Raw genomic sequence first — 26,216 nt, 5'->3', positions numbered from 1 at the left:
TGATAAACGTGTGCATAAGGTCAGCCTTAACAAATAGCCCGCCAAACACGACGGGAAGCAGATTGCTGACAACTATGAGAAATGGGGGCGTTACAATGTTTAAAAGAATTGCTTCGGTGTCGCTCAGCCTTGCGCTGGTCGGCGGTATGCTCGCTGCTTGCGGCGGCAATAACGGCAATGATACAGCTAATAACGGCGGTACAGCCAATGAAGGTGCAGCTTCGGACAAGCCGGTAACGATTAACATGTTTACAGCATCACCGGAGTACACGGATGCGTTCAACGCATACATCGCCGAGTACAAAAAAGTGAAGCCAAACGTAACGATCAACCTTGAAATCATGCAAGCCGATTACAATACAGTATTGAAATCCAAAATCGCTTCGGGCAGCACGCCTGACGTGTTCCAAACAACAGCTGGCGGCGACATTGATACCTTCGCGGAGTACAGCGCAGACTTAACTAACGAGCCGCTTGCGGCTGCTATGACAGACGGCGTTAAGACTAACATGACTTCTTCTGACGGCAAAGTGCTGGGTCTGCCGGTTAAAGGCAACCTGATGACGCTGATCTACAACAAAAAGCTTCTGACGGATGCAGGCATTACAGAACCGCCTAAGACGATCGCAGAACTGAATGACGATATCGCGAAGCTTGAAGCTAAGAAAATCACGCCATTCGCCAACGCTTATAAAGAGTGGTGGGTATGGAAGCACATCTTCCAACACTATGTGAACTCGGCTGCTGAAGATGCAGGAACTACGCCTAAGGAATTGGTCCAACAATTCATCGACGGCAAAACAACCTTTAACGATCATCCGCTTCTGAAGGACAACTTCTTCAACTTTATCGACCTGACGATTAAGCATGGCACAGACAAACCGCTTGAGCGCGACAGCAACGCTGAAGTGAGTGACTTTGCACAAGGCAAAGCAGCGTTCATGACCGGTAAAGGCGCATGGGACGAAGAAGCAATCAAGAAAATCAGCCCGGACATCGAGATTGGCATCGCTGGCTACCCAGTAAGCGACAAGCCTGAACAAACGCAAATCGTAACAGGTGCTGACCAAGCGCTTCGCATCAACAAAGATTCCAAAGTGGCTAGAGAAGCAATCGACTTTTTCAATTGGCTGTACACTTCGGATTACGGCAAGCAATGGTTCTCCGCAGTAGCTAAGGTTATCCCGCCAATCAAGGACGCTCCGCTTCCTGAGCTGGATATGCCGAAGCAAATGGAAGAGATCCTTAAAACTCAAAAATCCGGCGATCTGTCGGTTAACTACTCGCTCGATACGTTCCACCAGAAGTTCGGCGAGATCATGCAGGCTTACATCGGCGGCAGCAAGTCCAAAGATCAAGCCATCAACGAAATTCAGACTGCATGGCAGCAATTCGGGTCGGCCGAATAAGCAAGCCTTCGAGGGGCTGTCCCAGAAGCCAATGGCTGATGGGGCAGTCTCTTTTTTTATCTATATGGTTAGCGGGGGAAGCGGGTTGGCGAAACGCGCGACTCCAGTGAGGCATACGCCGGCTGCGGAACAAGTACCAACTTGCGGGACAAGTACCAACTGCGGGGCGTGACGAAAACGTGGTAACGTTATTTCGCCTATTTTGGCAGACGTGGCACGGTTTATGGGTAAATAGTGTGTATACGTTTCTTTAGAATTTTCTCAGTGGAGAATTTCGTTGGATATGAGGATTCGTAAGGATCTTCGTTTATTTTGAAATGAGCGAGGAAAGGCGGTAATAGGAGATGGAGAACAAGACGGGGATAAGCACGATTGTAGAGAATGGACTGCATTTGGTCTACGAGGTGAGGGACAACGGAGACGTGGTGCTGCTTCATTTTGGCGCGCGGCCTTGGCAGGAGGACTCGGTAACAGATAAGCAAAAAGACGGCTTCCGCCTGCTCGAGCTGCAACTGACCGGCGAGGACCGGGCGGAGTATCACGGACGGACGCATCGTGCCTCTTATCCGGGACTTCGAATGGAGTACGCGGGCGTGTCCGATACCTGTAATGAATTTGGCAGGAAGCTCGTTCTCGGACTGAAAGATCCGGTGACCGGAGTAGCGGCCGACTGGCATGTTCAGTTCTATGATGGCGTGTCTGTCGCTCGTTGTTGGACGGAGCTTATAAATGGCGGCCTGGAGGAGGTTGGCGTGGAATACGTGTCATCCTTCGCGCTGACGGGCTTTGATAAAGATGGCGAAGGTGACCGCGATAAGAAACTGACGCTCACCCTGGCGCATAACGCTTGGCAAAGCGAGCTGCAATGGCGGACTTATACGTTGCCGGAGCTGGGCATGTCTCATCTGATTGACCGCGGCTCGAAGCGTCTTGCGTTCAGCAACACGGGCTCCTGGTCGGCGGCTGAGCTTATTCCGATGGCGGTAATGAGCAATGTCGCATCGGGTGAAAGCCTGTTCTGGCAGATCGAGCATAACGGCTCGTGGCATTGGGAGCTGACCGATCAGGTGGACCGGCTGACGCTGCTGATCAGCGGACCAACCGAGCATGACAATCACTGGTGGCTGAAGCTGGCACCGGGCGAGCGTTTTGTCTCTGTTCCGGTTGCAATTGGTGCTGCTGTGGGCGGTATCGAAGAGGCGGCTGAACAACTGACGGTGTACCGCCGCCGAATCCGCCGGGAGAATGACGATAACAAGCTTCTCCGCATTATCTTCAATGATTATATGAACTGCCTGTGGGGCTCGCCAACGACCGAGAAGCTGCTTCCGCTTATTGACGCGGCAGCGGATGTAGGCTGCGAGTACTTCTGTATTGACGCGGGCTGGTATGCGCCGGGCGAATGGTGGGATGGCGTTGGTCAGTGGCTGCCTTCGGAGGAACGTTTCCCGGAGGGCATCAAATATGTGCTTGATTATATCCGCAGCAAAGGAATGATTCCGGGCTTGTGGCTGGAGCTTGAGGTTATGGGCATCAACTCGCCGAAGCTGGCGGATGCCGATGACAGCTGGTTCTTCATGCGTCATGGGAAGCGGGTCAAAGACCGCAGCCGCTATCAGCTGGATTACCGTAGTCCGGCGGTTATCGCGCATGCGGATGAAGTGATCCGCCGTTTAGTCGAGGACTATGGCGTCGGCTATATCAAGATGGACTATAACATCAATGCGGGTGTTGGTACGGAAACGGATGCGGATAGTGTTGGCGATGGCCTTCTCCAGCATAACCGTGCATACCTGGCTTGGCTCGACGGCATATTCGCTCGTTACCCGGAGCTGGTTATCGAGAACTGCTCCAGCGGCGGCATGCGGATGGATTATGCGATGCTTAGCCGTTACAGTATTCAGTCAACCAGTGACCAAGAGGATTACATCAAGTATGCGTCAATCGCAGCGGGTGCACCGGCTGTACTGACGCCGGAGCAAGCGGCAGTCTGGTCGTATCCGCTTCGCGAGGGTGATGATGAAGAGGTCATCTTCAACATGGTAAATGCGCTGCTGCTGCGCGTTCACCAGTCCGGTCATCTGGCCGAGCTGAGCCCGCGCCGCCGCGAGCTGGTGAAGGAAGCGCTCGACTATTACAAAACAATCCGCGGCGACATCCGCGAAGCGCTGCCTGTGTGGCCGCTTGGCCTGCCGGCGCATGGCGACGACTGGCTGTCGCTCGGCCTGCGCCGCGGCGACAAGCTCTACCTCGCCGTCTGGCGCATTGGCGGCGAGTCGGCGGAGCTTGCGCTGCCGCTGCCGGAACTCAGCGGCAAGACGCTTGCTGCGCGCTGCGCCTACCCTGCAGCCGTAGGAGACACCGGCTGCAGCTGGGACGCGGCTGCCGGCGAGCTTCGCGTCACGCTGCCGAACCCGCGCACCGCGCGGCTGTTCGAGCTGACGCTCGGCTAAGCGCCAGCACAACAGCACAGTTAAGGCCACGGGTTATCCCGTGGCCTTTTGCTCGTTCCGCCGCAACGCCGCGTACGAGCCCAATAACTAGTTAGTTGCAGTGCTGCCATCCGCCTACGTTGTACGAAATACAGCATAATGGTGCGTACGAGCCCAGTAACTAGTTAGTTGAAGTGCCGCCGTGCACTTACGTTGCACGAAATACAGCACATTGGTGCGTATGAGCCCAGTAACTAGTTAGTTGAAGTGCCGCCATCCGCCTACGTTGCACGAAATACAGCATAATGGTGCATATGAGCCCAGTAATTAGTTAGTTGAAGTGCCGCCATCCGCCTACGTTGTACGAAATACAGCATAATGGTGCATATGAGTCCAGTAACTAGAAATATCCTGCACAGAATGCAGGATATCCTAGAGAAATAGCCTAATTGAACTCAAATCAGCGAATTATACTGCACTCTGTGCAACATAACTCGCCTAACCATACCATTTTGGGTAAATATACTGTACTTCGTGCAGCATAATGGGAGCGCTCATCAGCCAATTAGCTACTTGAGTTCCCAACGCTCGCGTACGTTGCACGAAATACAGCATATTGGTGCATATGAGCCCAGTAACTAGAATTATCCTGCACTAAATGCAGGATATCCGAGAGAAATAGCCTAATTGAACTCAAATCAGCGAATTATACTGCACTCTGTGCAACGTAACTCGCCTAACCTCACCATTTTAGGCAAATATACTGTACTTCGTGCAATATGAGCTAAGCGGAATGACTAAGCGAAGCGAATATCATACTTTTTTTACCACATTGGGTATGCTACACTAATCTTCAGACGAAGAACGTCCTGTGCCATGTTTGGTGGCAAGGGCGTTCTTTTTTATTTTTCGGGAGGTTGTGTGGATGTTAGTTGGCTTTGAAGAAACGCATCAGCAGTTTATCGAGAGACATATGGAGGGTCGAACGGGGGAGCGCAAGGGGAGACTTGCCAAAGGGCATAATTTTGAGGAAAAACTACTACTGCAGAACGTCTTATGGCCGGTGTTGGGGAGTTTCGAGCATCTGCATCCCGAGTATGAAGTGTATGATTGGAACCGTAAATCCCAATTTCTAGATTTCGCATATCTTCCTCCGTACGGCAAGTTCGGCATTGAGTGTGATGGCTTCCAAAGCCATGTCAAAGATATGGATCGCGACAGATTCAGTTATTCGTTGAATAGAGATACATTCCTAACAGGACTGGGATGGAAAATGATTCACTTCTCCTTCGATGATGTGCAGAATCGTCCTGACATGTGCAGAATGCTGCTGCAACACGTCATCGGACCGCATTTGATCCGAGGCGACGCCCCGATCATATCCATTCCCGCCGCAGAGAAAGACGTGCTGCGGTTTGCTTTTCATACAGGGGGGGAGGATTGGTCCCAAGAATCTGGCCGACAATCTCCAAATCAATTTCCGAACAGCACGTAAAAGGTTACAGTCTTTGTCCGAAAAAGGAATGTTGAAGCCAATCAAGCGAGGAGTCCAGATTCGCTATTATGAACTGACCGACCGAGCTATAGAGCATCTATAGCCAACGGAGTTTTTCACCGAAGTGATGAGGGTATTGATTAGAAGCAGGCAAAGTTAGCCAACCTAATAAAAAAAGCAGCAGTGCGATTCCCTCAGGGAATCAACACTGCTGCTCTCGCACTTAAACATAGAGGCTAGTCTAACACAGCTGTAATATGCTCTTTTGTAATGGACCAGTGGGAAGCGGACCATACCTTCGCCTTTTTATCGAGATAGATAATTTGCGGCGATTCATGCTTCACGCCTGTGTCTTCTGCGATCTGCAGCGAGACCGGGCGGGACTCAATCACTTTCACGAGTACATAATCAGCATCTTCACGCGCGTTGCCATTCAAATATTCATTGAACTCGCGGTACGCGTTTGCGCTTACCGGGCAGGTTGTGCTGTGCTTGAAAATAACGGTCGGACGATCGCTCGAAGCTTCGAACGTTTCGTTCCAGCCTTCCATAGAATCAATCTCGCGATACTGTGCCATATAGCCACACACTCCTTATAAGTAAATAGTTTTTTGAAAGAGAGATTACTTATTCTTGTATTATATCCCCCTAAGCGCAAAAAGTCATGCGCACACGCTCAAGCATCATGTATAATCAAATGCTGAAAGCAATCGTTAGCTAACTAAATTATTGACTATGTTTACCTCCGGGTATAAAGGGGTGCGCGCTATCATGTCGGATCAAACGATCATCCGATTCGAGCAAGTAACGAAGCAGTACGACGACCAGACGACGGTCCTCAAGAGCGTCAGCTTCGAGATTGAAAGAGGCAAATTCTACACGCTGCTGGGCCCATCGGGCTGCGGCAAAACAACGATCCTTCGGCTCATCGCCGGGTTCATCGAACCGTCCAAGGGTCAGATTTATTTCAACGGCAAGGTGATCAACCGCATTCCGCCGAATGAGCGCCAGGTGAACACCGTATTCCAGGACTACGCGCTGTTCCCGCATCTGAATGTGTTCGAGAATGTCGCCTTCGGCCTCCGCATCAAGAAGCTGAAGAACGCCGACATCACGGCAAAAGTAAAAGAAGCGCTCCGCTTCGTCAACCTGGAAGGCTACGAGAACCGCAACATCAGCGAAATGTCCGGCGGCCAGCGCCAGCGCGTTGCGATTGCGCGGGCGATCGTGAACGAGCCCGAGGTTATCCTGCTGGACGAGCCGCTCTCCGCGCTCGACCTGAAGCTCCGTACCGAGATGCAGTACGAGCTCCGCGAGCTGCAGCGCCGCCTTGGCATTACCTTTATTTTCGTCACGCATGATCAGGAAGAAGCGCTTGCGATGTCCGATGAGATCTTCGTCCTGAACCAGGGCAAGATCGAGCAGAGCGGTACGCCTAACGATATTTACGATGAGCCGATTAACCGGTTCGTGGCTGATTTTATCGGGGAATCGAATATTGTAGCCGGCCGTATGAAGCAGGACTTCGAAGTGGAGTTCGCAGGCCGTACGTTCGAGTGTGTGGATCAGGGGCTTAACCCGAATGAGCCGGTAGAGATCATGATCCGTCCGGAAGACCTCGAGATTACGAAGCCGGAGCAAGGCAAGCTGCAGGTACGCGTTGATTCGCAGCTGTTCCGCGGGGTTCATTACGAGATATCCTGCTATGATGAAGCGGGCAATGAATGGCTGGTTCACTCCACCAAGAAAGCATCGGTAGGCGAGCAGATCGGTCTGTACTTTGATCCGGAAGCGATTCACGTTATGCGCTTTGGCGAGACGGAGGAAGAATTCGATAAGCGTCTGGACGCCTACAGCGAGGGCCAAGATGAGAACTAATACCCGTAATTTCTATCTCATCCCGTATCTCCTGTGGATCGCGCTGTTCGTTATTACGCCGATCGTGCTCGTGGTGTACTACTCCTTCTTCGACGTAGAGGGGAACTTTACGTTTGGCAATTACGAGAAGTTTTTTACGCCTGTTTACTTAAAAATGACGCTAAGCTCGTTCTGGTACGCCTTTCTGATTACGGCATTTTCCCTATTAGTCGCTTATCCGGCGGCTTACCTCCTGACGCGAACGAAGCACAAGCAGCTCTGGCTGCTGCTGATCATTCTGCCAAGCTGGATTAACCTGCTGCTGAAGGCGTACGCGTTCCTTGGACTTTTCGGCACCTACGGCGCGGTTAATGGCATACTCAAATTCGTTGGCATCGGCACGCAGCAAATATTGTTCACGGATTTCAGCTTCATCTTCGTTTCGGTATACATCTTTATCCCGTTTATGATCCTGCCGATCTTCAACTCGCTGGAGGAGCTCAATCCATCGCTCGTCTTTGCGGCGCGGGATCTTGGGGCATCGCCGTGGACGGCGTTCCGCCGGGTTATTTTCCCGCTGACGCTAAGCGGCGTGAAGTCCGGCTGCCAAGCGGTCTTTATTCCCGCACTGTCGCTCTTTATGATTACGCGGCTTATCGCAGGCAACCGGGTCATTACGCTTGGCACCGCGATTGAGCAGCATTTTCTCGTTACCCAGGACTGGGGCATGGGCGCCACGATTGCGGTGTTCCTCATTATCGCGATGGCGGTTATTATGCTGTTAACGGGCAGCAGAAAGAGAGGGCTGCAGAATGAAAACCGCAAAGCTGTCTAATGTCTATCTGATCGCCGTATTTATCATTTTGTATGCGCCGATCTTCTATCTGATCTTTTACTCGTTCAACAGCGGCGGAGCGATGCGCGACTTCGAAGGCTTTACGCTCGAGTGGTACCAGGAGGTATTCGCGGATACGCGGCTGCTGATTATCGTGCTGAACACGTTTGTCATCGCGCTCTTGTCGTCGGCCATATCGGTCATCTTCGGTATTGCGGGCGCGCTTGCGATTCATTATGTAAGAAGACGCCAGCCGAAGAACGCGCTGCTATCGCTCAACAACGTGTTGATTGTCAGCCCTGACGTTATTATCGGCGCCTCGTTCTTAATCCTGTTTACGATTATCGGCATTAAGCTTGGCTTCGTGTCCGTCCTGCTGTCGCATATCGCGTTCAGCGTGCCGATCGTCGTCATTATGGTGCTGCCGAAGCTGCAGGAGATGAGCCCAACGCTGATCGATGCGGCCCGCGACCTTGGCGCAAGCAGCTGGCATGTACTGACGCGCGTTATCATTCCGTTTATTAAGCCGGGCATCTTTGCCGGATTCTTTATGGCATTAACGTATTCGCTTGACGACTTCGCGGTCACCTTCTTCGTAACGGGCAACGGCTTCTCCACCTTATCGGTTGAGATCTACTCGCGGGCCCGCCAAGGGATTGCCTTGTCGATCAATGCTCTGTCCACCCTGATCTTCCTGTTCACGATTCTGCTGGTAATCGGCTACTACTTCATCAATCAGCGGAATAACCGGACTTCGACGCGATCGGAGGGACGGGGATGAAATCATTAGTCCAGACGTTTATCGCCGTGCTGATCGTGTCCTTCGGGCTTATGTATCTGACCTCTTATCTCAATTCGAGCGAGGGCTACACGGGCAAAGATACGCTCACGATCTACAACTGGGGCGATTACATCGACCCTGATCTGCTGGATGAATTCCAGAAGGAGACGGGCATCAAGGTCATCTACCAGACGTTTGATTCCAACGAAGCGATGATGACGAAGATCGAGCAGGGGGGCACGACATTTGACGTAAGTGTTCCTTCCGAGTATGCGATTGATAAAATGAAACAAGAAAACCTGCTGCTTCCGCTCGACAAGAGCAAGCTGCCGAATCTGAAGTACATCGATCCAAGCTTCCTTAACCTGAGCTTTGATCCGGATAACAAATACTCCATTCCTTACTTCTGGGGGACGGTAGGCATCGTCTACAACCCGGACTTGACCGATCTTAAGTTCAAGAGCTGGGAAGACCTGTGGGATCCAAGCCTGAAGAATCAGATCCTGCTGCTCGACGGTGCGCGGGAAGTGATCGGAATGGGGCTAAACAGCCTTCATTACTCGCTGAACGATACGAATGAAGAGCATCTGCAGGCAGCGAAGGCGAAGCTGAGTACGCTGACCCCGAATGTGAAGGCGATCGTCGGCGACGAGATCAAGCTGCTGCTGGCGAACGAAGAAGCGGCGGTGGGCCTTGTATGGTCCGGTGATGCGTCGGAGATTATGAGCGAAAACGAGAAGCTCGATTACGTCGTACCGGAGGAAGGTTCGAACCTGTGGTTCGATAACATGGTCATTCCGAAGACGGCGAGGAATATAGAAGGCGCGCATCAGTTCATCAATTTCATGCTTGCTCCCGAGCATGCCGCGCAGAATGCCGAGTATGTCGGCTACTCTACGCCTAACGCCATGGCGCTTGAATATTTGCCGGAGGAGATCTCGGGTGATCAGCGCTTCTATCCGAGTAAAGAGCTGACTTCGAAGCTTGAGGTTTACCAGAATCTCGGCAAAAAAATGCTCGCCCACTACAATGAATTATTCCTTGAATTTAAGATGCATCGCAAATAATACATGACAGTAAAATGCCCTCTTCCGAGTGAAGAGGGCATTTTCGATTGTCTGGGAACCCATGTCTTGCAATGAGACATGGGTTTATTTCGGTTTAATCGGTTCTCTTTGATGGAGTCATGCGCCAATCCAGGTCGAGATTGTCTCGACAGCCCGTAAGGACTTAAATCTTTATTTCGCTCACCGTCGTGAATGTGTAAACATCGCTTTTCACATAATGACCAAAGGCGTCATTGGCTACAACTTGGTAATAGTAGGTGGTACCCGGTTTTAATTGATCCGCGTAGGCCAGGTGCAGCGTATTGCCGTCTTGAGCCGTGGTGGCTGTTTGATCCAATGTAGAAGGATCGATACCGTAGTACAGGGTTGAAGTCGCGCCGTGATTGGTGCTCCATTCGAACTTCGTAAAGGTCGAATTGGTGGAATAAGCTTGAATTCCGCTGATGACCAGCGCTTCGTCTGGCATGGTCGTAAATTTATAAACATCGCTCTGCATAATTGCCATAGTCATCTTTGGCGACAACTTGGTAATAGTAGGTGGTGCCCGGTTTTAATTGATCCGCGTAGGCCAGGTGCAGCGTATTGCCGTCTTGAGCCGTGGCGGCTGTTTGATCCAATGTAGAAGGATCGATACCGTAGTACAGGGTTGAAGTCGCGCCGTGATTGGTGCTCCATTCGAACTTCGTAAAGGTTGAATTGGTGGAATAAGCTTGAATTCCGCTGATGACCAGCGCTTCTTGAAGTGTGGTGAAGGTCTGTACTTTGCTTTTTTCGGTCTTTTTGCCCGAGAGGGCTTCTACTTGATAATAATAGGTCGTTTGTGGCTTCAAATCGGTGACGTAAAAGCGATATTGATTGGCAAGTCGGGAAACCTTTCCTTGACTCAGGGTCAGGCTGGCAGGATCCGTGCCGATATATAGTCTCGGGGAATAACCCTTGCCTATGACGGCTGTTATTTCAGCCTCGAATGCGGTCACGTAGGATGCCGCCAGTTGTACGATTACCTTTGACCCCTTCCCATTACCTCCACTTGCGGCCCCTGCAGCCAGAGGAAATAAGCTCATCATGATCAGCAATACCGATACACATAAACCAAGTTTGCGACGAACGTTCATTTGACACTCCTCAATAGATAGATGATAGATTCGCTAATATTATAGGTTATCCATCAATTATTAGTAAAGTATGGTAAAAGTGCTGCTGAAGGAGAGTTTAATCATAGCCTGCTCATACGGACTTAAGGGTAATAAACATTAATAGGTTTTATGTATACAGGAATATTTATGGAGGAGACTCCTTCGAGATAAGCGATTGACAGGATAGCATGGATACAGATATCAAATACATAGCTTTATTACCCTCAGACGGATCATTCCTTGAATGTAAGAAGTAATACAATTAATGTTTAACAATTACTGTTATATTCGTGCCGGGGGACAACCAGGTCCCTATTTCATTTGGGATAGGACCTCTGAGTAGGCTGAGGGCACGGTTTATCATTTGTCGAATTTTCACAGGAAATATAATTTCCAGCGTTAAATATCGACTGAAAACGCTATCATTTTGGGAATTTATCCCGACAATTTAGTACCATTAGATCATTTTTTGTCGAATGATGAGAAAGATTGCGAAACTGCTGATTCTATTGGTCTATTCTGCTATAATGAGCATCAAGTATTTTCCTAGGTACATTTTAGCAATGCATTGCATATAGGCACAGGATCTGGACGGAAAACCATGGATGGATGCACCAATATTGGATTCCATATGCAGAATTGGATAACGAATTGGCAATCAACTAGAGAGTTAGAGCTATCGATCTAGTGGTATGCCACGTTATTTTGTGTCTACATATACCATTTTATGGTATACAGAGTTACAAGGTTACATAAGGTCTAACTATCAAACTATGAGGTGAACAGAGATGACGATCAGAAAGAAGCTTATCGTATCAACTATCGCAGCAAGCGTAGCGGCAACCGCATTTGCAGGACTTCCGCTCAGCAACAAAGGACTGGCAGAGAAACTTGGTTTTAATGCAACGGCTTATGCTGCAACAGCGGCATTCCCAAGCACGGATATCGTAGAATATGTGAACGACCTGCGCGCGGCACTTGTTGCAACAAGCGGTCTTGATGAAGTGCAAGCATTGCGCACAGTAATCCAAGGTTTAGGCACTGACGATCTGAAATATGTTGCTCAACCTATTACAAGCAAAGTAACAACTAAGCTTGGTGCAGAGTTTAATGGAACGGACAGACAAGCGGTTGAGGACCTCGTTCTTGATGTAATCTCGATTACATACGATCCGAACCTGACTGAACTCGAAATTATCCGTAATAAAGATGCATACCGCAGCGTTCTTGCTGAACTGGCTGTTGGCGCAGGCTTCACGCCGCAGCAAGTAGATGACCTGACCGTTGATGATGTTGCAGAGTACTTCTTCACTTTGCAAGAGAAAGTTGCTGGTTTGCTGAACGGATTGTCCGCTGCTGAATTGCTGGCAGCCCTGAATGATGCAGAAGCAAGAGCTGCTCTGATTGAAGATGCTTTCGAAGCTTTGTCGGCGGAAAGCCTTATAGTTCAAGATATCTTTGAAGCTTATGGCATTGGAAAAGCGGACCTGACTACGGTAGTGTCGCGTGCCCAAGAAAAAGTAGACAACACAGTCGTTATTAAAGCAGCTACTGCTCTCTACGGCGCTTACCTGAAAATGAACGAGTCGACTGGCGGTCCTGGCGGTGGCGCTATCGGCGGCGGTGAAGAAACTACTGTAGAAGTTCCGAAAGAAGTAACAGCTTTCATCGATGACTTCAAGAAGAAGCTGGCAGCAGCAACAGATGCCGAGAAAGCGGCTCTGATCGCGCAAGCGATTCAACAAGCACAAACCTTGGTAACGAAGCTGTCGAACTTCGATCTGTCCAGCAATGTAACAGTATCGAACGGTCAAGCTGCTCTGCAAGTTAGCGGTTCATCTGTACTGTCTGCAATCGCGGGTATCGGCGAGATCCTGAAGAACGTGAAAGAACTGGCTGCAGGCGTGCCTGTACCTCCGGTTGTTCTGAACATTAACCTTGGTAACGTAGCTCAGAACGATGTGAACATTGGTCTGAACAATGCCGTTATCCAAGAAGCAATCAAAGCAGGTCTTAGCGGTATTAACCTGACAGTAAGCGGCCTGAGCGCTACGCTTCCGGTTGGCGGTCAATTCAATGGCGCAGTTGATTTCAAAATCAACAAATCCAAAGCAGATTCCACAACAACTGGCGGCCTTCAAGCGGCTTCCGATGTATACAGCTTTGGTCTAGCAATTGGCGGAAAAGCGGTTACATCGTTCGCGCAACCAATCATCGTTAGCGTTCCGCTTGGTAACGTAGATGGCGTTGACAAGGAGCTGTTGTCGCTTGCTAAGATCGTTGACGGCAAGCTTGTCTTCCAAGGCGGTTCCATCCGAGGCAACACAATCGTTGAGCAACGTGACACATTCTCTTCCTATGTTGTTGTAGAGAACAAAGTAACGTTTACAGATATCAAATCGGTTGAAGCATGGGCTGGCCGTGCAATCCAGGTTATCGCAGCGAAAGGTGCAATTGAAGGCAAGAAAGCCGGCGTATTTGCTCCGAAAGATAACGTAACTCGTGCAGAGTTCGCGAAAATGCTTACTCGTGCACTTGATCTGGATAACAGCCTGGCGACAGAAAACTTTGCAGACGTGAAAGATACAGACTGGTCCGCACCTTACATCGGTGCAGCGGCTAAGCTTGGCATTATCCAAGGCCGTTCGGCTACGAAGTTCGACCCTAACGCTCAAATTACTCGTGCAGAGATGGCAACTATGATCGCTCGTGCATTGAAAATAACAAAAGGCGCTCAAGATGTAGCTGATGTGAATGCAGCACTGGCGAACTTCAAGGATGCAAGCTCGATCGGCGCAGCGTTGAAAGCTGGCGTAGCATTCGCTTCTAAGAACGAAATCGTCATTGGGAACAACGGCAAATTCTCGCCGAATGCATCGGCAACACGTGCGGAAGCGGCAGTTATGATCTACCGTGCGGTTAACTTTAAGTAATAAATAGGACTTTCTACCTTCCTCTCATGTGCAGTAGTTGGGAGGAAGGTATTTTTTCGCTAAATAATAGAAAATGTTGGTTTATTTACAATTTTTGTCTACAAACAATGGGACTATCGTATTACAATTGAATAGGCAACTGGGCAATCAGGAGGAGGTTAATAGTGTCTGAAGAACTAGATTTAAGAGAGTACTTCCTTATCGTGAGGAAGAGACTGGTGCTTATCGTTATTTTCGTATTGGTATGCACAATAGCAGCTGGTGTATATACCAAGCTGTTCAAGGATCCGATCTATGAGGCATCGACGAAGATTGTCGTGAACCGGACTAGTGAATCGCTGTCTGTCGGAGCACTTGATATCAATGCTATTAACTCCAACATCAAGATGATAGAAACCTATAAAGAAGTGATTAAGACACCGGCTATTCTTGGCAAGGTAGCAGAGAAGTATCCACAGCTGGGCTTATCCGCCAAGGAACTGGCCAAGAAGATTAAGGTAAGTTCCGTGAATGATACGCAAGTCATGACACTCGCTGTAGAGGATGTGTCTTACCCTCAGGCTGCGAAGATCGTGAATGCGATCTCAATTGTCTTTCAAGAAGAAATTCCGAATATCTTCCAGGTCGAGAACGTATCCATCTTGAATGAAGCGCCGCTGGACGATCAGCCGGCGCCAATATCACCAAATGTCACGCTGAATATCATCATCGCTTTTATTGTTTCCCTTATGATCTCGGTCGGCATTGCGTTCCTGTTGGAATATATGGATGACACGATTAAAACGGAAGCGGATGTGGAGCGTTACCTGGGTCAGGCTACACTTGCGATGGTTGCCAGAGTTGAGGCGAGTGAATTCCAAACGGGAAGTAGAGTACAAGGCAGACAGAAAGCGGGGGGACTCGAGAATGTCACAGTCGGAGAATAAACGCAGGCTCATATCGGTCGTTAACCCGCGTTCGCCGGTATCGGAGACGTATCGTACCCTTCGGACGAATATTGAATTTGCGGCGATCGACTCTGCTTTGCAGGTCATTATGGTATCGTCTGCGGGACCAGGTGAAGGCAAGTCTACAACAATCGCAAATCTGGCCGTTACCTATAGCCAATCCGACCGCAAGGTTGTTCTGATTGATGCGGATATGCGTAAACCAACGGCACATAAGACGTTCCAGATTTCGAACCGGTTTGGTTTGTCCTCGGTGATTTCGCAGCAAAGTACATTGCAAGAAGTTATCCAGTCAACGGATATTCCGAACATGGATGTTATTACAGCGGGACCGATTCCGCCAAATCCGGCAGAGATGCTGGCATCGAAGCGGATGACAGCTCTGCTGGATGAGCTTCGCACCATGTATGATATTGTCCTTGTGGATACGCCGCCGCTGCTCGCTGTAACGGATGCGCAAATTGCGGCAACCAAGAGTGATGGTGTTGTCCTGGTCGTGGATCAAGGCAGAGTGAAACGCCAATTCGCACAGAAGGCGATTCAAAATCTGCAGAACGTGAATGCCCGCATTCTTGGTGTTGTGCTGAATAACGTCAAGCGGCGTTCCAATGAAGAAGCTTACTACTATTACTATAGTGCTGATGTGAAGTAGGAAGAGCGGCTACAACAATCGCTCAAGGTAAAGTCTGCTGCACCTTTATCACTGCAGGCACTCGATCACGCTGTGGGTCTTAGCGACCTTAGGCATTATTGCCAAGGGTGTGATGTGAGGAGGGGTTTAATGCCCCTATATTCATAACTAAATGTTCGAGCTATGTTTTTCTGCCGAAGGAAGACATAGCTCGTATATTTATACATGATGTTTATCCAATCAATACCAACATACATAGACAAATAGAGAGAGAAGAAAGAAAAGAGAGGGAACAAAAACATGATAAAAGTTAAGAAGGCGATTATCCCGGCCGCAGGCCTTGGAACCCGTTTCCTGCCCGCGACCAAAGCCATGCCGAAGGAAATGCTGCCAATTGTAGACAAGCCGACCATTCAGTACATCGTGGAAGAGGCCGTTGCATCCGGAATCGAGGACATTATTATCGTGACCGGCAAAGGCAAGCGTGCAATCGAAGATCACTTCGACAGCGCATTTGAGCTTGAGCACAATCTGATGGAGAAGGGCAAGCTTAAGCTGCTGGATGAAGTTCAGAAATCTTCAAGAGTCGAGATTCATTACATCCGGCAAAAGGAAGCAAAAGGTCTCGGTCATGCCGTATGGTGTGCGCGGAATTTTATCGGGGATGAGCCATTTGCTGTACTGCTTGGCGATGACATTGTGGACTCCCGGATTCCATGTACAAGGCAGCTGATGGAACAATTCGAGCACACCGGTAAATCGGTTATAGGCGTAAAGCCGGTACCAATGAATGAGACCGAGCGTTACGGCATTGTGGAATATAGCGAGAAGAACGGGCTATTAAGTATGGTTGACCGTTTTATCGAGAAGCCGGCTCCAGGAACGACAGCATCGAATCTTGCTATTATGGGCCGTTATGTTCTGACTCCGGATATTTTCAAATTCTTGTCGAAGCAGGAGAAGGGCGCTGGCGGCGAGATTCAATTAACCGATGCCATTCAGAAGCTGAATGAATCTCAGGGTGTCTACGCTTATGAATTCGAAGGCAAACGATTCGATGTTGGGGAGAAGTTAGGTTTTATTACAACAACACTTGATTTTGCCCTGCGGAACGAGTCGCTCAAGGGACCGCTGCTTGAAGCGATGAGAGAGATTTTAGAGAGAGAGCTTATTTTTAAATCTAATTAAACGGGGGAGAATGCAATATGGCGTTATCGCCTCTTCGGAAAGAATCCGAGATGACCATAGACGGCCATTTAACATTGGTTAATAAAGCACAAGCCCAGACCAGAAATTCCAAACGTACTTATCTGATGGTTAAGCGCATGATGGATCTGGTTGGTGCCGCGATTGGACTTATACTATTATCACCGCTACTGCTCACTGTAGCGCTTCTAATTAAATTAGAGAATCCGAAAGCTCCGGTCTTTTTCTATCAGAACCGGGTTGGAATCAATGAAAAACTTTTCCGAATGTATAAATTTCGGTCTATGGTTCCGAATGCAGAGGACTTATTGACAGAGCTCTTACATAAGAATGAGATAGAAGGTCACATGTTCAAAATGAAACATGACCCAAGAATCACAGCTATCGGAAGATTTATACGCCGCACAAGTATAGATGAGCTCCCGCAATTGTGGAATGTCGTTCGCGGCAATATGTCATTGGTTGGTCCCAGGCCGCCTCTCCCAAGAGAGGTTGCAGAATATAGCAGCTACGATAAACTCCGCCTTCGCGTGAAGCCAGGCTGTACCGGACTGTGGCAAGTTAGCGGCCGGAATGAGCTGAGCTTTAGTGAAATGGTGGAGCTGGATCTTGAGTATATAGAGAAACGAAATGTGTGGTTTGATCTGAAGATCCTTGCGAAGACAGCAAAGGCCATGGTTGGATCAGACGACGCGTATTAGAGAGAAGGAGTGGATAGAGAATGGAACTCAATTCGAAAATTTTTGTAGCAGGACACAGAGGGCTGGTAGGTTCAGCTATTCTGAGAGCTCTAGAGGAGAAGGGATATACGAATCTGGTCTACCGCACCCGTGCTGAACTCGATCTGCTGAGCAGAGATCGGGTTCTTTCTTTCTTCGAGGAAGAGGGCATTGAGTATGTATTCCTGGCAGCAGCGAAGGTCGGAGGTATAGTAGCAAACAACGAGTACCCGGCTGATTTCATCCGCGACAATATCCTGATTCAGACGAACGTTATTGATGCGGCATACCGCAACAACGTGAAGAAGCTGTTGTTCCTGGGCTCGACTTGTATCTATCCGAAGTTCGCCCCTCAGCCGATGAAGGAAGAATATTTACTGACCGGCGTTCTTGAACCAACGAATGAACCTTATGCAATCGCGAAGATTGCCGGCATTACGATGTGCCAATCCTATAACCGCCAATACGGAACGAAATACATTTCGGTTATGCCAACCAATATGTATGGACCTAACGATAACTTTGATCTCAAGACTTCACATGTCCTTCCTGCGTTAATTCGCAAGTTCCATGAAGCGAAAATCAATCAATCCCCTGAAGTTGAGGTATGGGGAACAGGAACACCCCGCAGAGAATTCCTTCACTCCGATGATCTGGCCGATGCTTGTCTCTTCCTGATGAATACGTACGAAGAGAACGAAATCGTCAATATTGGTGTTGGTGAAGATATCTCGATTAAAGAGCTGGCTTATCTTATTAAAGATGTAGTTGGCTATGAAGGAGAAGTAGTCTTTAATACTTCTGCTCCGGATGGCACCCCACGGAAACTGGTTGATGTAACAAAGATTAACGGTCTTGGCTGGAAAGCGACGATTCCGTTGGAAGACGGTATTAAGGCTGTTTACGAAACCTTTCAGAATGAATATTTGGTACGACAATAATATTAAGTAGAGAGAATAGAGGAGTGGAAACCATGGCTAAACGCGCGTTGATTACAGGTGTAACAGGACAAGACGGTTCTTATTTGGCAGAGTTCCTATTGGAGAAGGGTTATGAAGTTCACGGTGTTATCCGCCGCAGCTCGTCCTACAACCAGGAGCGTCTGGAAGATCTTCTGACAGAAGAAGAAGCTAGAGCAATTCTGAATAATAGTAACTTCCATCTTCATTATGGTGATGTCACCGATGCACTTAACATCACCCGCTTGATTAGTGAAATTCAACCGGATGAGATTTATAACCTCGCAGCACAATCGCATGTACGTGTTTCCTTTGATATGCCTGGTTACACCTTGGATGTCGATGGCAAAGGCACATTAAATATCCTTGAAGCGGTTAAAGTTCTGGGTCTGACAGACAAAACCCGTGTATATCAAGCATCCACTTCTGAATTGTACGGCAAAGTCCAAGAAGTCCCTCAGAAAGAAACAACTCCATTTTATCCACGCTCTCCATATGGCGTAGCGAAGATTTATGGCTTCTGGATTACGAAGAACTATCGTGAATCCTATAATATGTTCGCGGTTAACGGCATTCTGTTCAACCATGAGTCGGAACGCCGCGGCGAGACGTTTGTTACCCGTAAAATCACTCTTGCCGCAGCTCGTATTGCGCAAGGCAAACAACAGAAGCTGATGCTTGGTAATCTGGATTCCTTGCGTGACTGGGGTTATGCAAGAGATTATGTAGAATGCATGTGGCTGATTTTGCAGCACGATAAGCCAGAAGACTTTGTTATTGCTACAGGTGAAATGCACTCGGTCCGTGAGTTTGTGGAGCTTGCATTTAAGCATGTAGGAGTCAATATCGAATGGCAAGGTGAGGGTGTAGACGAGAAAGGCATTAACAAAGCTACAGGTGAAGTGATTGTTGAAGTAGATCCTACATTCTTCAGACCGGCAGAAGTGGAGCAATTGCTCGGCGATCCAACCAAGGCAAGAACATTATTAGGCTGGAACCCAACGAAGACATCCTTCGAAGAGCTAGTTAGCATTATGGTGAAATACGATATGGCGAAAGTCCGCTCGGAAGAAGGCAGCAGAAGAATGTTTGATGGGGTGCTAGTGTAGAGCATGGCAACCGAACTGAGTTCCAAGAAGAAGCTGCTTATCTATGCGCACTATTACCATCCTGACGTAGCGTCAACTGGCCAGATCCTGAAGGAACTGGCCGAAGGGATGCTCGATTCCTTTGATATCACGGTAATTTGTGTTGTTCCCTCTTATACAGGAGGAGTAGCTCCGGAGTATAAGACCAAGATGTTCTATCAAGAAGAGATTAATGGCGTGAAAGTGACTCGAATCCGTGTGCCGGAGTTCTCCAAGAGCAGCAAGGTAAGCAGAATTAAGAACATTCTGGCTTACTTTGTTGGTGCCATGCTGGCAACGTTCAAGGTTGGCAAGATGGATTATGTCTATTCCATCTCCCAGCCGCCTGTCCTTGGTGGACTTATTGGGGTATGGGGCAAATGGATGAAGCGTGCCAAGTATATCTACAATATTCAGGATTTCAATCCTGAACAGACAATGGCGGTTGGTTACAGCAAAAATAAGCTAATCCTGAATGCCATGATGTGGTTCGATAAATTCAGCTGCAAATGTTCGGATAAGGTAATCGTGGTTGGCCGTGATATGGTCGAGACCGTAAAGCATCGCTTCAAGGGAAAGAGGGTTCCGAATCATTCCTTTATTAACAACTGGATTGATGAGAAGGAAATCTATCCTTTGCCGGCTGATCATGAGCAGGTAGTCACATTCAAGAAGCGGTATGGGCTGGAGAATAAGTTTGTCATTATGTATTCCGGTAATATCGGTCTGTACTATGATCTTGAGAACATGATGCCTATCATTGAGAAGTTCAAGGATCGGGATGAAGTCGTATTCGCCTTTATCGGAGATGGAACTGTCCTTAAGAATCTGATCGCTTACAAAGAAGAACACGATCTAAATAACGTAACCTTTATTCCGTATCAGAAGAAGTCGGACCTGATCTATAGCTTGAATGCCGGTGATGTACACTGGTGTATTAATGCCAAGGGCATTAAGGGAGTATCTGTTCCGAGTAAGCTCTACGGTATTATGGCAGCTGGCAAACCTATATTAGGTGTCCTCGAACAAGGATCTGAAGCACGCCTTATTATTGAAGAGACGAATTGCGGCTATGTAACCGAACCGGCCAATTATGGTGATGTTGAGGTTATTATTGAGAAATTTATAAGGGAGAAAGACACCAACGTTCCTGCCGAGATGAGTAAACGTGCAAGAGCCTTCTTAGTTAAGAATCTGACGAAGGATGTATCGATTAGTAAATATATTCAAGAAATCAGTATTTAACGAAGTCGAGGTTATTCATATGAATAGTAATTGGTTCAAGCTTTTAATGAAAATGACTAAGGTCAGCTACGGTAAGAACTTAACGCTGAAAGGAATGCCAGTCATCTTTAACAAGTCTGGGGCCCAGCTTACTTTTGGTGATAATGTAACGATTAACTCATCGTTTCTATCTAACTTGGTTGGCCTATATCAGAGGACGATAATTATTACCAGAACTCCGGAATCACAGATATTAATCGGTAACAATGTTGGTATTTCTGGTGCGACTATCTATGCTAGAAAATCCATAACAATCGGTGAGAATACGCTTGTAGGCGGTAATGCCAAGATTTTGGACAATGATTTTCACCCTCTAGAGATTGAAGCAAGAAATGCAGACATTAAAGAGAAGATTGGGGCCAAACCAATCTCGATAGGAAAGAATTGCTTTATAGGATGTAATGCGCTGATCCTAAAAGGGACTGTGCTCGGTGATGGCTGCATAGTTGGAGCGGGGGCAGTCGTTAGTGGTGTATTCGAGGATAACTGCGTAATTGCTGGAAATCCGGCTAGAGTCATCAAAAGATTTTAACCCACTTACATTAAACGTAGTGGAAAGGAAATGACAATGGTAGATCTTACGGTTGTAATTATCACTAAAAATGAAGAGAGCAATTTAAGAAAGTGTATAGAATCGTTTCGTGGCATTGCTAAACGTTTTGTTATTGTTGATAGCTATAGTACGGATGGTACAGAACATCTTTGCAGAGTCTTAGATGCCGAGCTTCAGCTAATCGGTAGTAAACTGGATTTTTATCAAAATGAGTTTGTTGATCATGCTACCCAATTAAACTGGGGATTTGCAAATACAAATATAAATACTGAATGGTCAATGCGTATAGATGCAGATGAGGAGTTAATGGAAGATTTAGCAGATGAGATAAACAATAAGTTGATGGACTTGGCTCGAGATGTTAATGGAGTTGTTCTTCGAAGAAGAGTTTATTTCATGGGGCGCTGGATTAAACACGGTGGCCGTTATCCGGAACTTTTACTTCGAATATTCCGAACAGGAAAAGCAGCTTGTGAGCAAAAAATTATGGATGAACACATGGTTTTACTTGAAGGTAAATCTATTGAGTTTAAGTATGATCTGATTGATAACAATACAAAGGATCTTGAGTGGTGGACTAACAAACATAATTGGTATAGCAATCGAGAAGTCCTTGATTATCAAAAGACTAACGCAACAACTTTGTTAAATGATTCTGCACAGCAAGGTAAGCTTACAAAGCAAGCAAAAATGAAGAGGGTAGTTAAAAACAAAGGGTACTATGGTATGCCCAAATTCTTTAGAGCCCATCTTTACTTTATTTATAGGTACTACATAAAGCTAGGTTTCCTTGATGGCCCTGAAGGAAGGATTTTTCACTTCTTGCAAGCATATTGGTATAGGTTCTTAGTGGACGCTAAGATGTTTGAGTGTGAGAAGTTTGATAGAAAATTGGGAGTGCAAGGGGAATTAAAGTCCTAGTCCTAAAAGGGTGGATATATAATGCCAAAAAAAGTTTTAGTTTTAAACGGGCAGTATCTTCCTGGTTATAAAGGGGGAGGCCCTATTCAATCATGTGTAAACATGATTGAAAATTTAAAAGATCAATTTGAATTTTATGTTTTAACAGCTGACCGAGATCACAAAGAAGAACACCCCTATAGTGAGATAAAGGTAAATGAATGGAACCAGGTAGGTCCAGCGAAGGTGTTTTACATGAGTCCTGAGCTTCAAAACTTATCTGGTTTTCAAAAGATACTTAATTCAATTGACTATGATACGATCTATTTTAATGGCTTTTATTCACCTGTTTTTACAATAAAGCCACTTATATTAAGAAGGTTAGGTAAGTTAAAGGACAAAAAGACTATCCTTACTCCACGAGGAGATTTTACGGGTGGAAGTGAAAATAAAAAGTTTAAAAAGTATACTTATATCTACTTAAGTAAGTTATTCGGCCTTTATAAAAATTTAAATTGGCATGCTACAAGTGACTTAGAAATGAATGATATAAAGAAAAAGTTTAATGCAGCAGAAATATGCAATGTTTCAAACCTTACTTCAAACTATATCCCGGTAAATTCCTCTCTTTCGAAAAATAGAGGTGAACTTCGACTGGTGTTCGTTTCAAGAATATTTCCTAAGAAAAATCTAAAGTTTGCACTAGAGGTATTAAAAGAGATTAAATCAGGAATAGTAACTTTTGATATTTTTGGACCATTGGAAGATAAATTATATTGGGAAGATTGTAACAAACTGATAAAAGATATGCCCGAAAATGTAAAGGTTTCTTATAAGGGGGAAGCCCCTCACTCAGAAATCGGCAATATTTTTAGTAATTATCATGCATTTTTATTCCCTACATTAGGGGAGAATTATGGTCATGTAATTGTTGAGTCTATGGCGAATAACTGTTTAGTAGTTTTAAGTAAAGGAGTGACTCCATGGGATAGCTATGAGAAAATAGCATCTACTATGGAGTACTTATCAAATAAAAATGGATTTATAAAAATAATTAACGATTTAATTGCGTTAACTGAAGAACAATTCTCCGATTTTACTAAAAAGAATCAGGACTATATTAAAGATCATTTAATAAATGGAAAAAGATTAAATATAAAAGGTTATGCTGATCTATTAAGCTAATAATCATATGGAGGAGTAAAAATGAAAAAGGTTGCTTTATTTCATCCATATAAGCATCACTCATATTACTCTTTAAAAGGAATTGCTCAATACACAAACAAAGTAATTGGAGTTTATGGATACTATTATAAAGACGATATTTTAGATAAATTAGTTCTAAAGTCAAAGCATAAAAAGAAAATTGAGGGATACGAAGATAAACAAATCAGTGATTCTATTAAAACCTCGTTACTTGTAAAGGGGTTATATTTACTTAATAAGTTTATACCTACAAAATTCAAGAGTCTCTATTTTAAGGGTTTTCAACGCTGGAGCAAAAAATTTATAAAACAGAATGAAGTTATTCACGTTTTACAGGACTACTTAAATGAAACAGTCCGCTGGGCGTACGAGCAAAAAAAAATTATAGTATATGAGCATATTCAACCTTTCGCTAGTTACCAAAAAGAAAAACTAATGGAGGAGATAGTTAAGTTTAATTATCCAAAGGAATATGCTGATGTTAAATTCCCTGATGAAATGATTGAAAAACAAATTGAAAATATTAAAATGTCCAATATTATTATCGTAGCATCACAGGCCACTTATAATTCATTACTGCCATATGTAAATGAAGAAAAATTACGTTTAATTCCGTATGGTTCAATTATTTCAAATAGTAATATTGATGAGATAAAAAATAGGATAAAGCATAAAAAGACTACAGATGCTTTAAGAATTCTTTATGTAGGCGCGTTTAATCTTACTAAAGGTGTACAGTATATAATTGAGGCAGCGAAGCAATTAGTAGGTGAAAATATTGAATTTACGTTTATAGGAAAGCCTACTTTTGAGCAAGATAAAGTTCTAGTTAATGCAGTAAGAAATCTCTCCAACGCAAAATATATTGAAAGTGTCCCCCATGTTGAAATGTATAAGCAGTATTGTGCACATGATATATTTGTCTTTGAAGCTCTATTCGAAGGGTTTGGTATGGTAACCCTTGAAGCGATGACTTATGGTTTGCCATGTATTGTAGCCGATGGAGGGAAGGGGGTTATTGTACATGGAGAAGATGGATACGTGCATCCAAATGGGGATGTTAATGCTTTAGTGAACTATATTAAATATCTGAACAAAGAGCGTGAAGTATTAAAAAAAATGGGTGAAAAAGCATTTCAAAACGTTCAAAACTATACTTGGAAGCGATACGAAAATGAGATCGAAAAAATTTACTTAGAACTTGAAAAGTTATGATACACGTCCATTAGACATAGATACCAGGAGAGAAAAATGATAGTTAAAAATTATATATATAATATATTGTACCAAGTTTTCGCAATGCTTGTTCCCGTTATTACTGCCCCTTATCTTGCAAGAGTATTGGGAGCTTCGAATCAAGGTATATATAGTTACGTTAATTCTGTTACTTATATTATTAGTATCTTAACTTTACTTGGTATCTATAGCTATGGAAATAGGCAAATTGCTTATGAGCGTGATAATCGTTCAAAAATGAGTCAAACCTTTTGGGAGATCATGTTTTTAAGAATAATTTTGACACTTGTAGGAACATGTATTTTTATTATTATTGCAATAATGTATAAGACTTATACAATCTACTTTTTAATATACTATCTTTATCTTTTAGCACAGTATATTGATTGCACATGGATTTTTGTTGGGCTTGAGGATATGAAGGTTGCTGTTATAAAAAATGCAGTAACTAAAATTATCAGCACAATAGGAATATTCTTATTTGTTAAAAATAGCAATGATGTCGGGATTTATTTATTAATTTTAGGGCTATCGGTTCTTGTATCAAATTTACTCGCATTTACTCAGTTGAGGATATATGTAGAGAAGCCAAAAATTAAAATTAATAATATTGTATTGCATCTAAAGGGATCATTGAAATTATTCTTACCTATGGTTGCAACGCTACTATACTTACAACTTGGTAAGGTAATGATTGAGTACTTTACAAAAGAAACAAGTCAATTATCATATTATGATAATGCTGAAAAAATCGTAACAGTTATCTTAACATTAATTACTGCCTTAAGTACTGTAATGATGCCACGAATAGCAAATGAATACAGTAAAGGAAATAATCAAAAAGTTCAAGATTATCTGATTAAATCGGGCAAATTTTCCGTATTTCTAGCTTTTCCGATGACATTTGGATTAATCGTAATTGCAAAGAGCTTAGTTCCTTGGTATTTAGGGGATGATTTTTTACCAGTTATTTATGGGATTATGATTATTAGCCCAATCATTATTGCCTATTCATTAGAGGGGATTTCAGGTAGACAGTACTTTACAGCCACCAATCAAACAAAAATTTTAACTGTGGCATACACTACTACAGCAATTTTTAACTTCGTAATTAATATAATACTAATTCCGATCTGGGGATATTTAGGGGCAGCAATCGCTACATTAGTTTCGAGTTACATAACAATATTGATTCAATATGTATATTTAAATAAACAAATACCAATTAATAATTTGTTAAAAAGTTGTAGGAATTATTTTTTCTACTCGGTGGGGATGTGCTTCATTGTATTTATTATCTCATACAGAATGGCACCGACCATTATAACAACAATTATTCAAATACTAGTAGGTGCAGCTGCATATTTAATACTTTGTTTTTTTGCAAAAGATGAGATGTATTTGGAAATGGTTAAGTGGGTTAGAAAGAGAATAAAAAAGAACTCCGAACATAATTAATAAAACGGAGAATAAGTCATCTTTTTAATGAATTGAGGAATAAAA

Annotated in this window: 23 protein-coding genes; 20 read left to right on the top strand and 3 right to left on the bottom strand. The window is 45.3% G+C overall.

Going from position 1 to position 26,216, the window contains the following annotated elements; genetic code table 11:
* Nucleotides 1-95: 95 nt before the first annotated feature.
* The 3 genes from BM200_RS20290 to BM200_RS20280 all read left to right on the top strand — a co-directional run bounded on the left by BM200_RS20290 (nucleotide 96) and on the right by BM200_RS20280 (nucleotide 5,336).
* Nucleotides 96-1,409: an ABC transporter substrate-binding protein gene (locus BM200_RS20290; RefSeq protein ID WP_091188466.1), complete on the top strand. Its 1,314-nt coding sequence runs from the start codon at nucleotides 96-98 to the stop codon at nucleotides 1,407-1,409.
* Nucleotides 1,410-1,753: 344 nt separating this feature from the next.
* Nucleotides 1,754-3,862, top strand: a complete 2,109-nt coding sequence (locus BM200_RS20285; RefSeq protein WP_091188465.1) for a glycoside hydrolase family 36 protein — start codon at nucleotides 1,754-1,756, stop codon at nucleotides 3,860-3,862.
* 904 nt (nucleotides 3,863-4,766) lie between these two features.
* Nucleotides 4,767-5,336, top strand: coding sequence for a PDDEXK family nuclease (locus BM200_RS20280; protein ID WP_342716431.1), 570 nt, complete (start codon nucleotides 4,767-4,769; stop codon nucleotides 5,334-5,336).
* Nucleotides 5,337-5,572: 236 nt separating this feature from the next.
* Here the strand turns inward: BM200_RS20280 and ytxJ are convergent, their stop codons facing one another.
* Complete coding sequence (gene ytxJ / locus BM200_RS20275; RefSeq protein ID WP_091188464.1) at nucleotides 5,573-5,914, bottom strand: bacillithiol system redox-active protein YtxJ; 342 nt, start codon at nucleotides 5,912-5,914, stop codon at nucleotides 5,573-5,575.
* Nucleotides 5,915-6,107: 193 nt separating this feature from the next.
* Here ytxJ and BM200_RS20270 point away from each other — a divergent pair, with 193 nt between their 5' ends.
* The 4 genes from BM200_RS20270 to BM200_RS20255 are packed head-to-tail and all read left to right on the top strand — an operon-like array spanning nucleotide 6,108 to nucleotide 9,876.
* The gene (locus BM200_RS20270; protein ID WP_091188463.1) at nucleotides 6,108-7,214 is read left to right on the top strand and encodes an ABC transporter ATP-binding protein; all 1,107 of its coding nucleotides are present in this window, start codon (nucleotides 6,108-6,110) and stop codon (nucleotides 7,212-7,214) included.
* A complete protein-coding gene (locus tag BM200_RS20265) occupies nucleotides 7,204-8,028 on the top strand; it encodes an ABC transporter permease (protein WP_091188462.1) in 825 nt (274 codons plus the stop codon). Before BM200_RS20270 ends, BM200_RS20265 begins: the two co-directional genes overlap by 11 nt.
* Nucleotides 8,006-8,809 (top strand): ABC transporter permease, encoded by an 804-nt coding sequence (locus BM200_RS20260; RefSeq protein WP_091188461.1) that lies wholly within the window; start codon nucleotides 8,006-8,008, stop codon nucleotides 8,807-8,809. Before BM200_RS20265 ends, BM200_RS20260 begins: the two co-directional genes overlap by 23 nt.
* On the top strand, nucleotides 8,806-9,876 hold the full coding sequence (locus BM200_RS20255; RefSeq protein WP_091188460.1) for an ABC transporter substrate-binding protein: 1,071 nt from the start codon (nucleotides 8,806-8,808) through the stop codon (nucleotides 9,874-9,876). The genes BM200_RS20260 and BM200_RS20255 overlap by 4 nt, the downstream gene beginning before the upstream one ends.
* Before the next feature lie 163 nt (nucleotides 9,877-10,039).
* Here BM200_RS20255 and BM200_RS20250 read toward each other — a convergent pair whose 3' ends face one another.
* Together BM200_RS20250 and BM200_RS20245 are read right to left on the bottom strand one after the other, a co-directional pair.
* Entirely contained in the window at nucleotides 10,040-10,387 is a 348-nt protein-coding gene (locus BM200_RS20250) for a fibronectin type III domain-containing protein (RefSeq protein ID WP_091188459.1), read from the bottom strand.
* Complete coding sequence (locus tag BM200_RS20245; RefSeq protein ID WP_091188458.1) at nucleotides 10,353-10,991, bottom strand: fibronectin type III domain-containing protein; 639 nt, start codon at nucleotides 10,989-10,991, stop codon at nucleotides 10,353-10,355. The genes BM200_RS20250 and BM200_RS20245 overlap by 35 nt, the downstream gene beginning before the upstream one ends.
* A gap of 809 nt (nucleotides 10,992-11,800) precedes the next feature.
* Here BM200_RS20245 and BM200_RS20240 point away from each other — a divergent pair.
* From BM200_RS20240 to BM200_RS20180, 13 genes are all read left to right on the top strand, one after another.
* Nucleotides 11,801-13,945 carry an S-layer homology domain-containing protein gene (locus BM200_RS20240; RefSeq protein WP_091188457.1) on the top strand — a complete coding sequence of 715 codons (2,145 nt, stop codon included), beginning with the start codon at nucleotides 11,801-11,803 and terminating at the stop codon, nucleotides 13,943-13,945.
* Between the two features lie 164 nt (nucleotides 13,946-14,109).
* Entirely contained in the window at nucleotides 14,110-14,871 is a 762-nt protein-coding gene (locus tag BM200_RS20235) for a YveK family protein (RefSeq protein WP_091188456.1), read from the top strand.
* Complete coding sequence (locus BM200_RS20230) at nucleotides 14,852-15,544, top strand: CpsD/CapB family tyrosine-protein kinase (RefSeq protein ID WP_091188455.1); 693 nt, start codon at nucleotides 14,852-14,854, stop codon at nucleotides 15,542-15,544. Before BM200_RS20235 ends, BM200_RS20230 begins: the two co-directional genes overlap by 20 nt.
* Before the next feature lie 279 nt (nucleotides 15,545-15,823).
* Entirely contained in the window at nucleotides 15,824-16,711 is an 888-nt protein-coding gene (galU, locus tag BM200_RS20225) for a UTP--glucose-1-phosphate uridylyltransferase GalU (protein WP_091188454.1), read from the top strand.
* Nucleotides 16,712-16,728: 17 nt separating this feature from the next.
* Nucleotides 16,729-17,430: a sugar transferase gene (locus BM200_RS20220; protein WP_091188453.1), complete on the top strand. Its 702-nt coding sequence runs from the start codon at nucleotides 16,729-16,731 to the stop codon at nucleotides 17,428-17,430.
* Nucleotides 17,431-17,450: 20 nt separating this feature from the next.
* Nucleotides 17,451-18,389 (top strand): GDP-L-fucose synthase, encoded by a 939-nt coding sequence (gene fcl, locus BM200_RS20215; protein ID WP_091188452.1) that lies wholly within the window; start codon nucleotides 17,451-17,453, stop codon nucleotides 18,387-18,389.
* Between the two features lie 32 nt (nucleotides 18,390-18,421).
* Nucleotides 18,422-19,516 carry a GDP-mannose 4,6-dehydratase gene (gene gmd, locus BM200_RS20210; protein WP_091188451.1) on the top strand — a complete coding sequence of 365 codons (1,095 nt, stop codon included), beginning with the start codon at nucleotides 18,422-18,424 and terminating at the stop codon, nucleotides 19,514-19,516.
* 3 nt (nucleotides 19,517-19,519) lie between these two features.
* Nucleotides 19,520-20,779: a glycosyltransferase family 4 protein gene (locus tag BM200_RS20205; protein ID WP_091188450.1), complete on the top strand. Its 1,260-nt coding sequence runs from the start codon at nucleotides 19,520-19,522 to the stop codon at nucleotides 20,777-20,779.
* A gap of 19 nt (nucleotides 20,780-20,798) precedes the next feature.
* Entirely contained in the window at nucleotides 20,799-21,350 is a 552-nt protein-coding gene (locus BM200_RS20200) for an acyltransferase (protein WP_091188449.1), read from the top strand.
* 30 nt (nucleotides 21,351-21,380) lie between these two features.
* Nucleotides 21,381-22,292 carry a glycosyltransferase family 2 protein gene (locus tag BM200_RS20195; RefSeq protein WP_217649577.1) on the top strand — a complete coding sequence of 304 codons (912 nt, stop codon included), beginning with the start codon at nucleotides 21,381-21,383 and terminating at the stop codon, nucleotides 22,290-22,292.
* A gap of 21 nt (nucleotides 22,293-22,313) precedes the next feature.
* Nucleotides 22,314-23,456, top strand: coding sequence for a glycosyltransferase family 4 protein (locus BM200_RS20190; protein WP_091188447.1), 1,143 nt, complete (start codon nucleotides 22,314-22,316; stop codon nucleotides 23,454-23,456).
* A 21-nt stretch (nucleotides 23,457-23,477) separates the two neighbouring features.
* Complete coding sequence (locus tag BM200_RS20185; protein ID WP_091188446.1) at nucleotides 23,478-24,692, top strand: glycosyltransferase family 4 protein; 1,215 nt, start codon at nucleotides 23,478-23,480, stop codon at nucleotides 24,690-24,692.
* Between the two features lie 36 nt (nucleotides 24,693-24,728).
* The gene (locus BM200_RS20180; protein WP_091188445.1) at nucleotides 24,729-26,171 is read left to right on the top strand and encodes a flippase; all 1,443 of its coding nucleotides are present in this window, start codon (nucleotides 24,729-24,731) and stop codon (nucleotides 26,169-26,171) included.
* The last annotated feature ends 45 nt before the right edge of the window (nucleotides 26,172-26,216 follow it).

The organism is Paenibacillus catalpae (assembly GCF_900112695.1).
Classification (GTDB): Bacteria; Bacillota; Bacilli; order Paenibacillales; family Paenibacillaceae; genus Pristimantibacillus; species Pristimantibacillus catalpae.
This window is presented reverse-complemented; position numbering and strand designations above follow the sequence as displayed.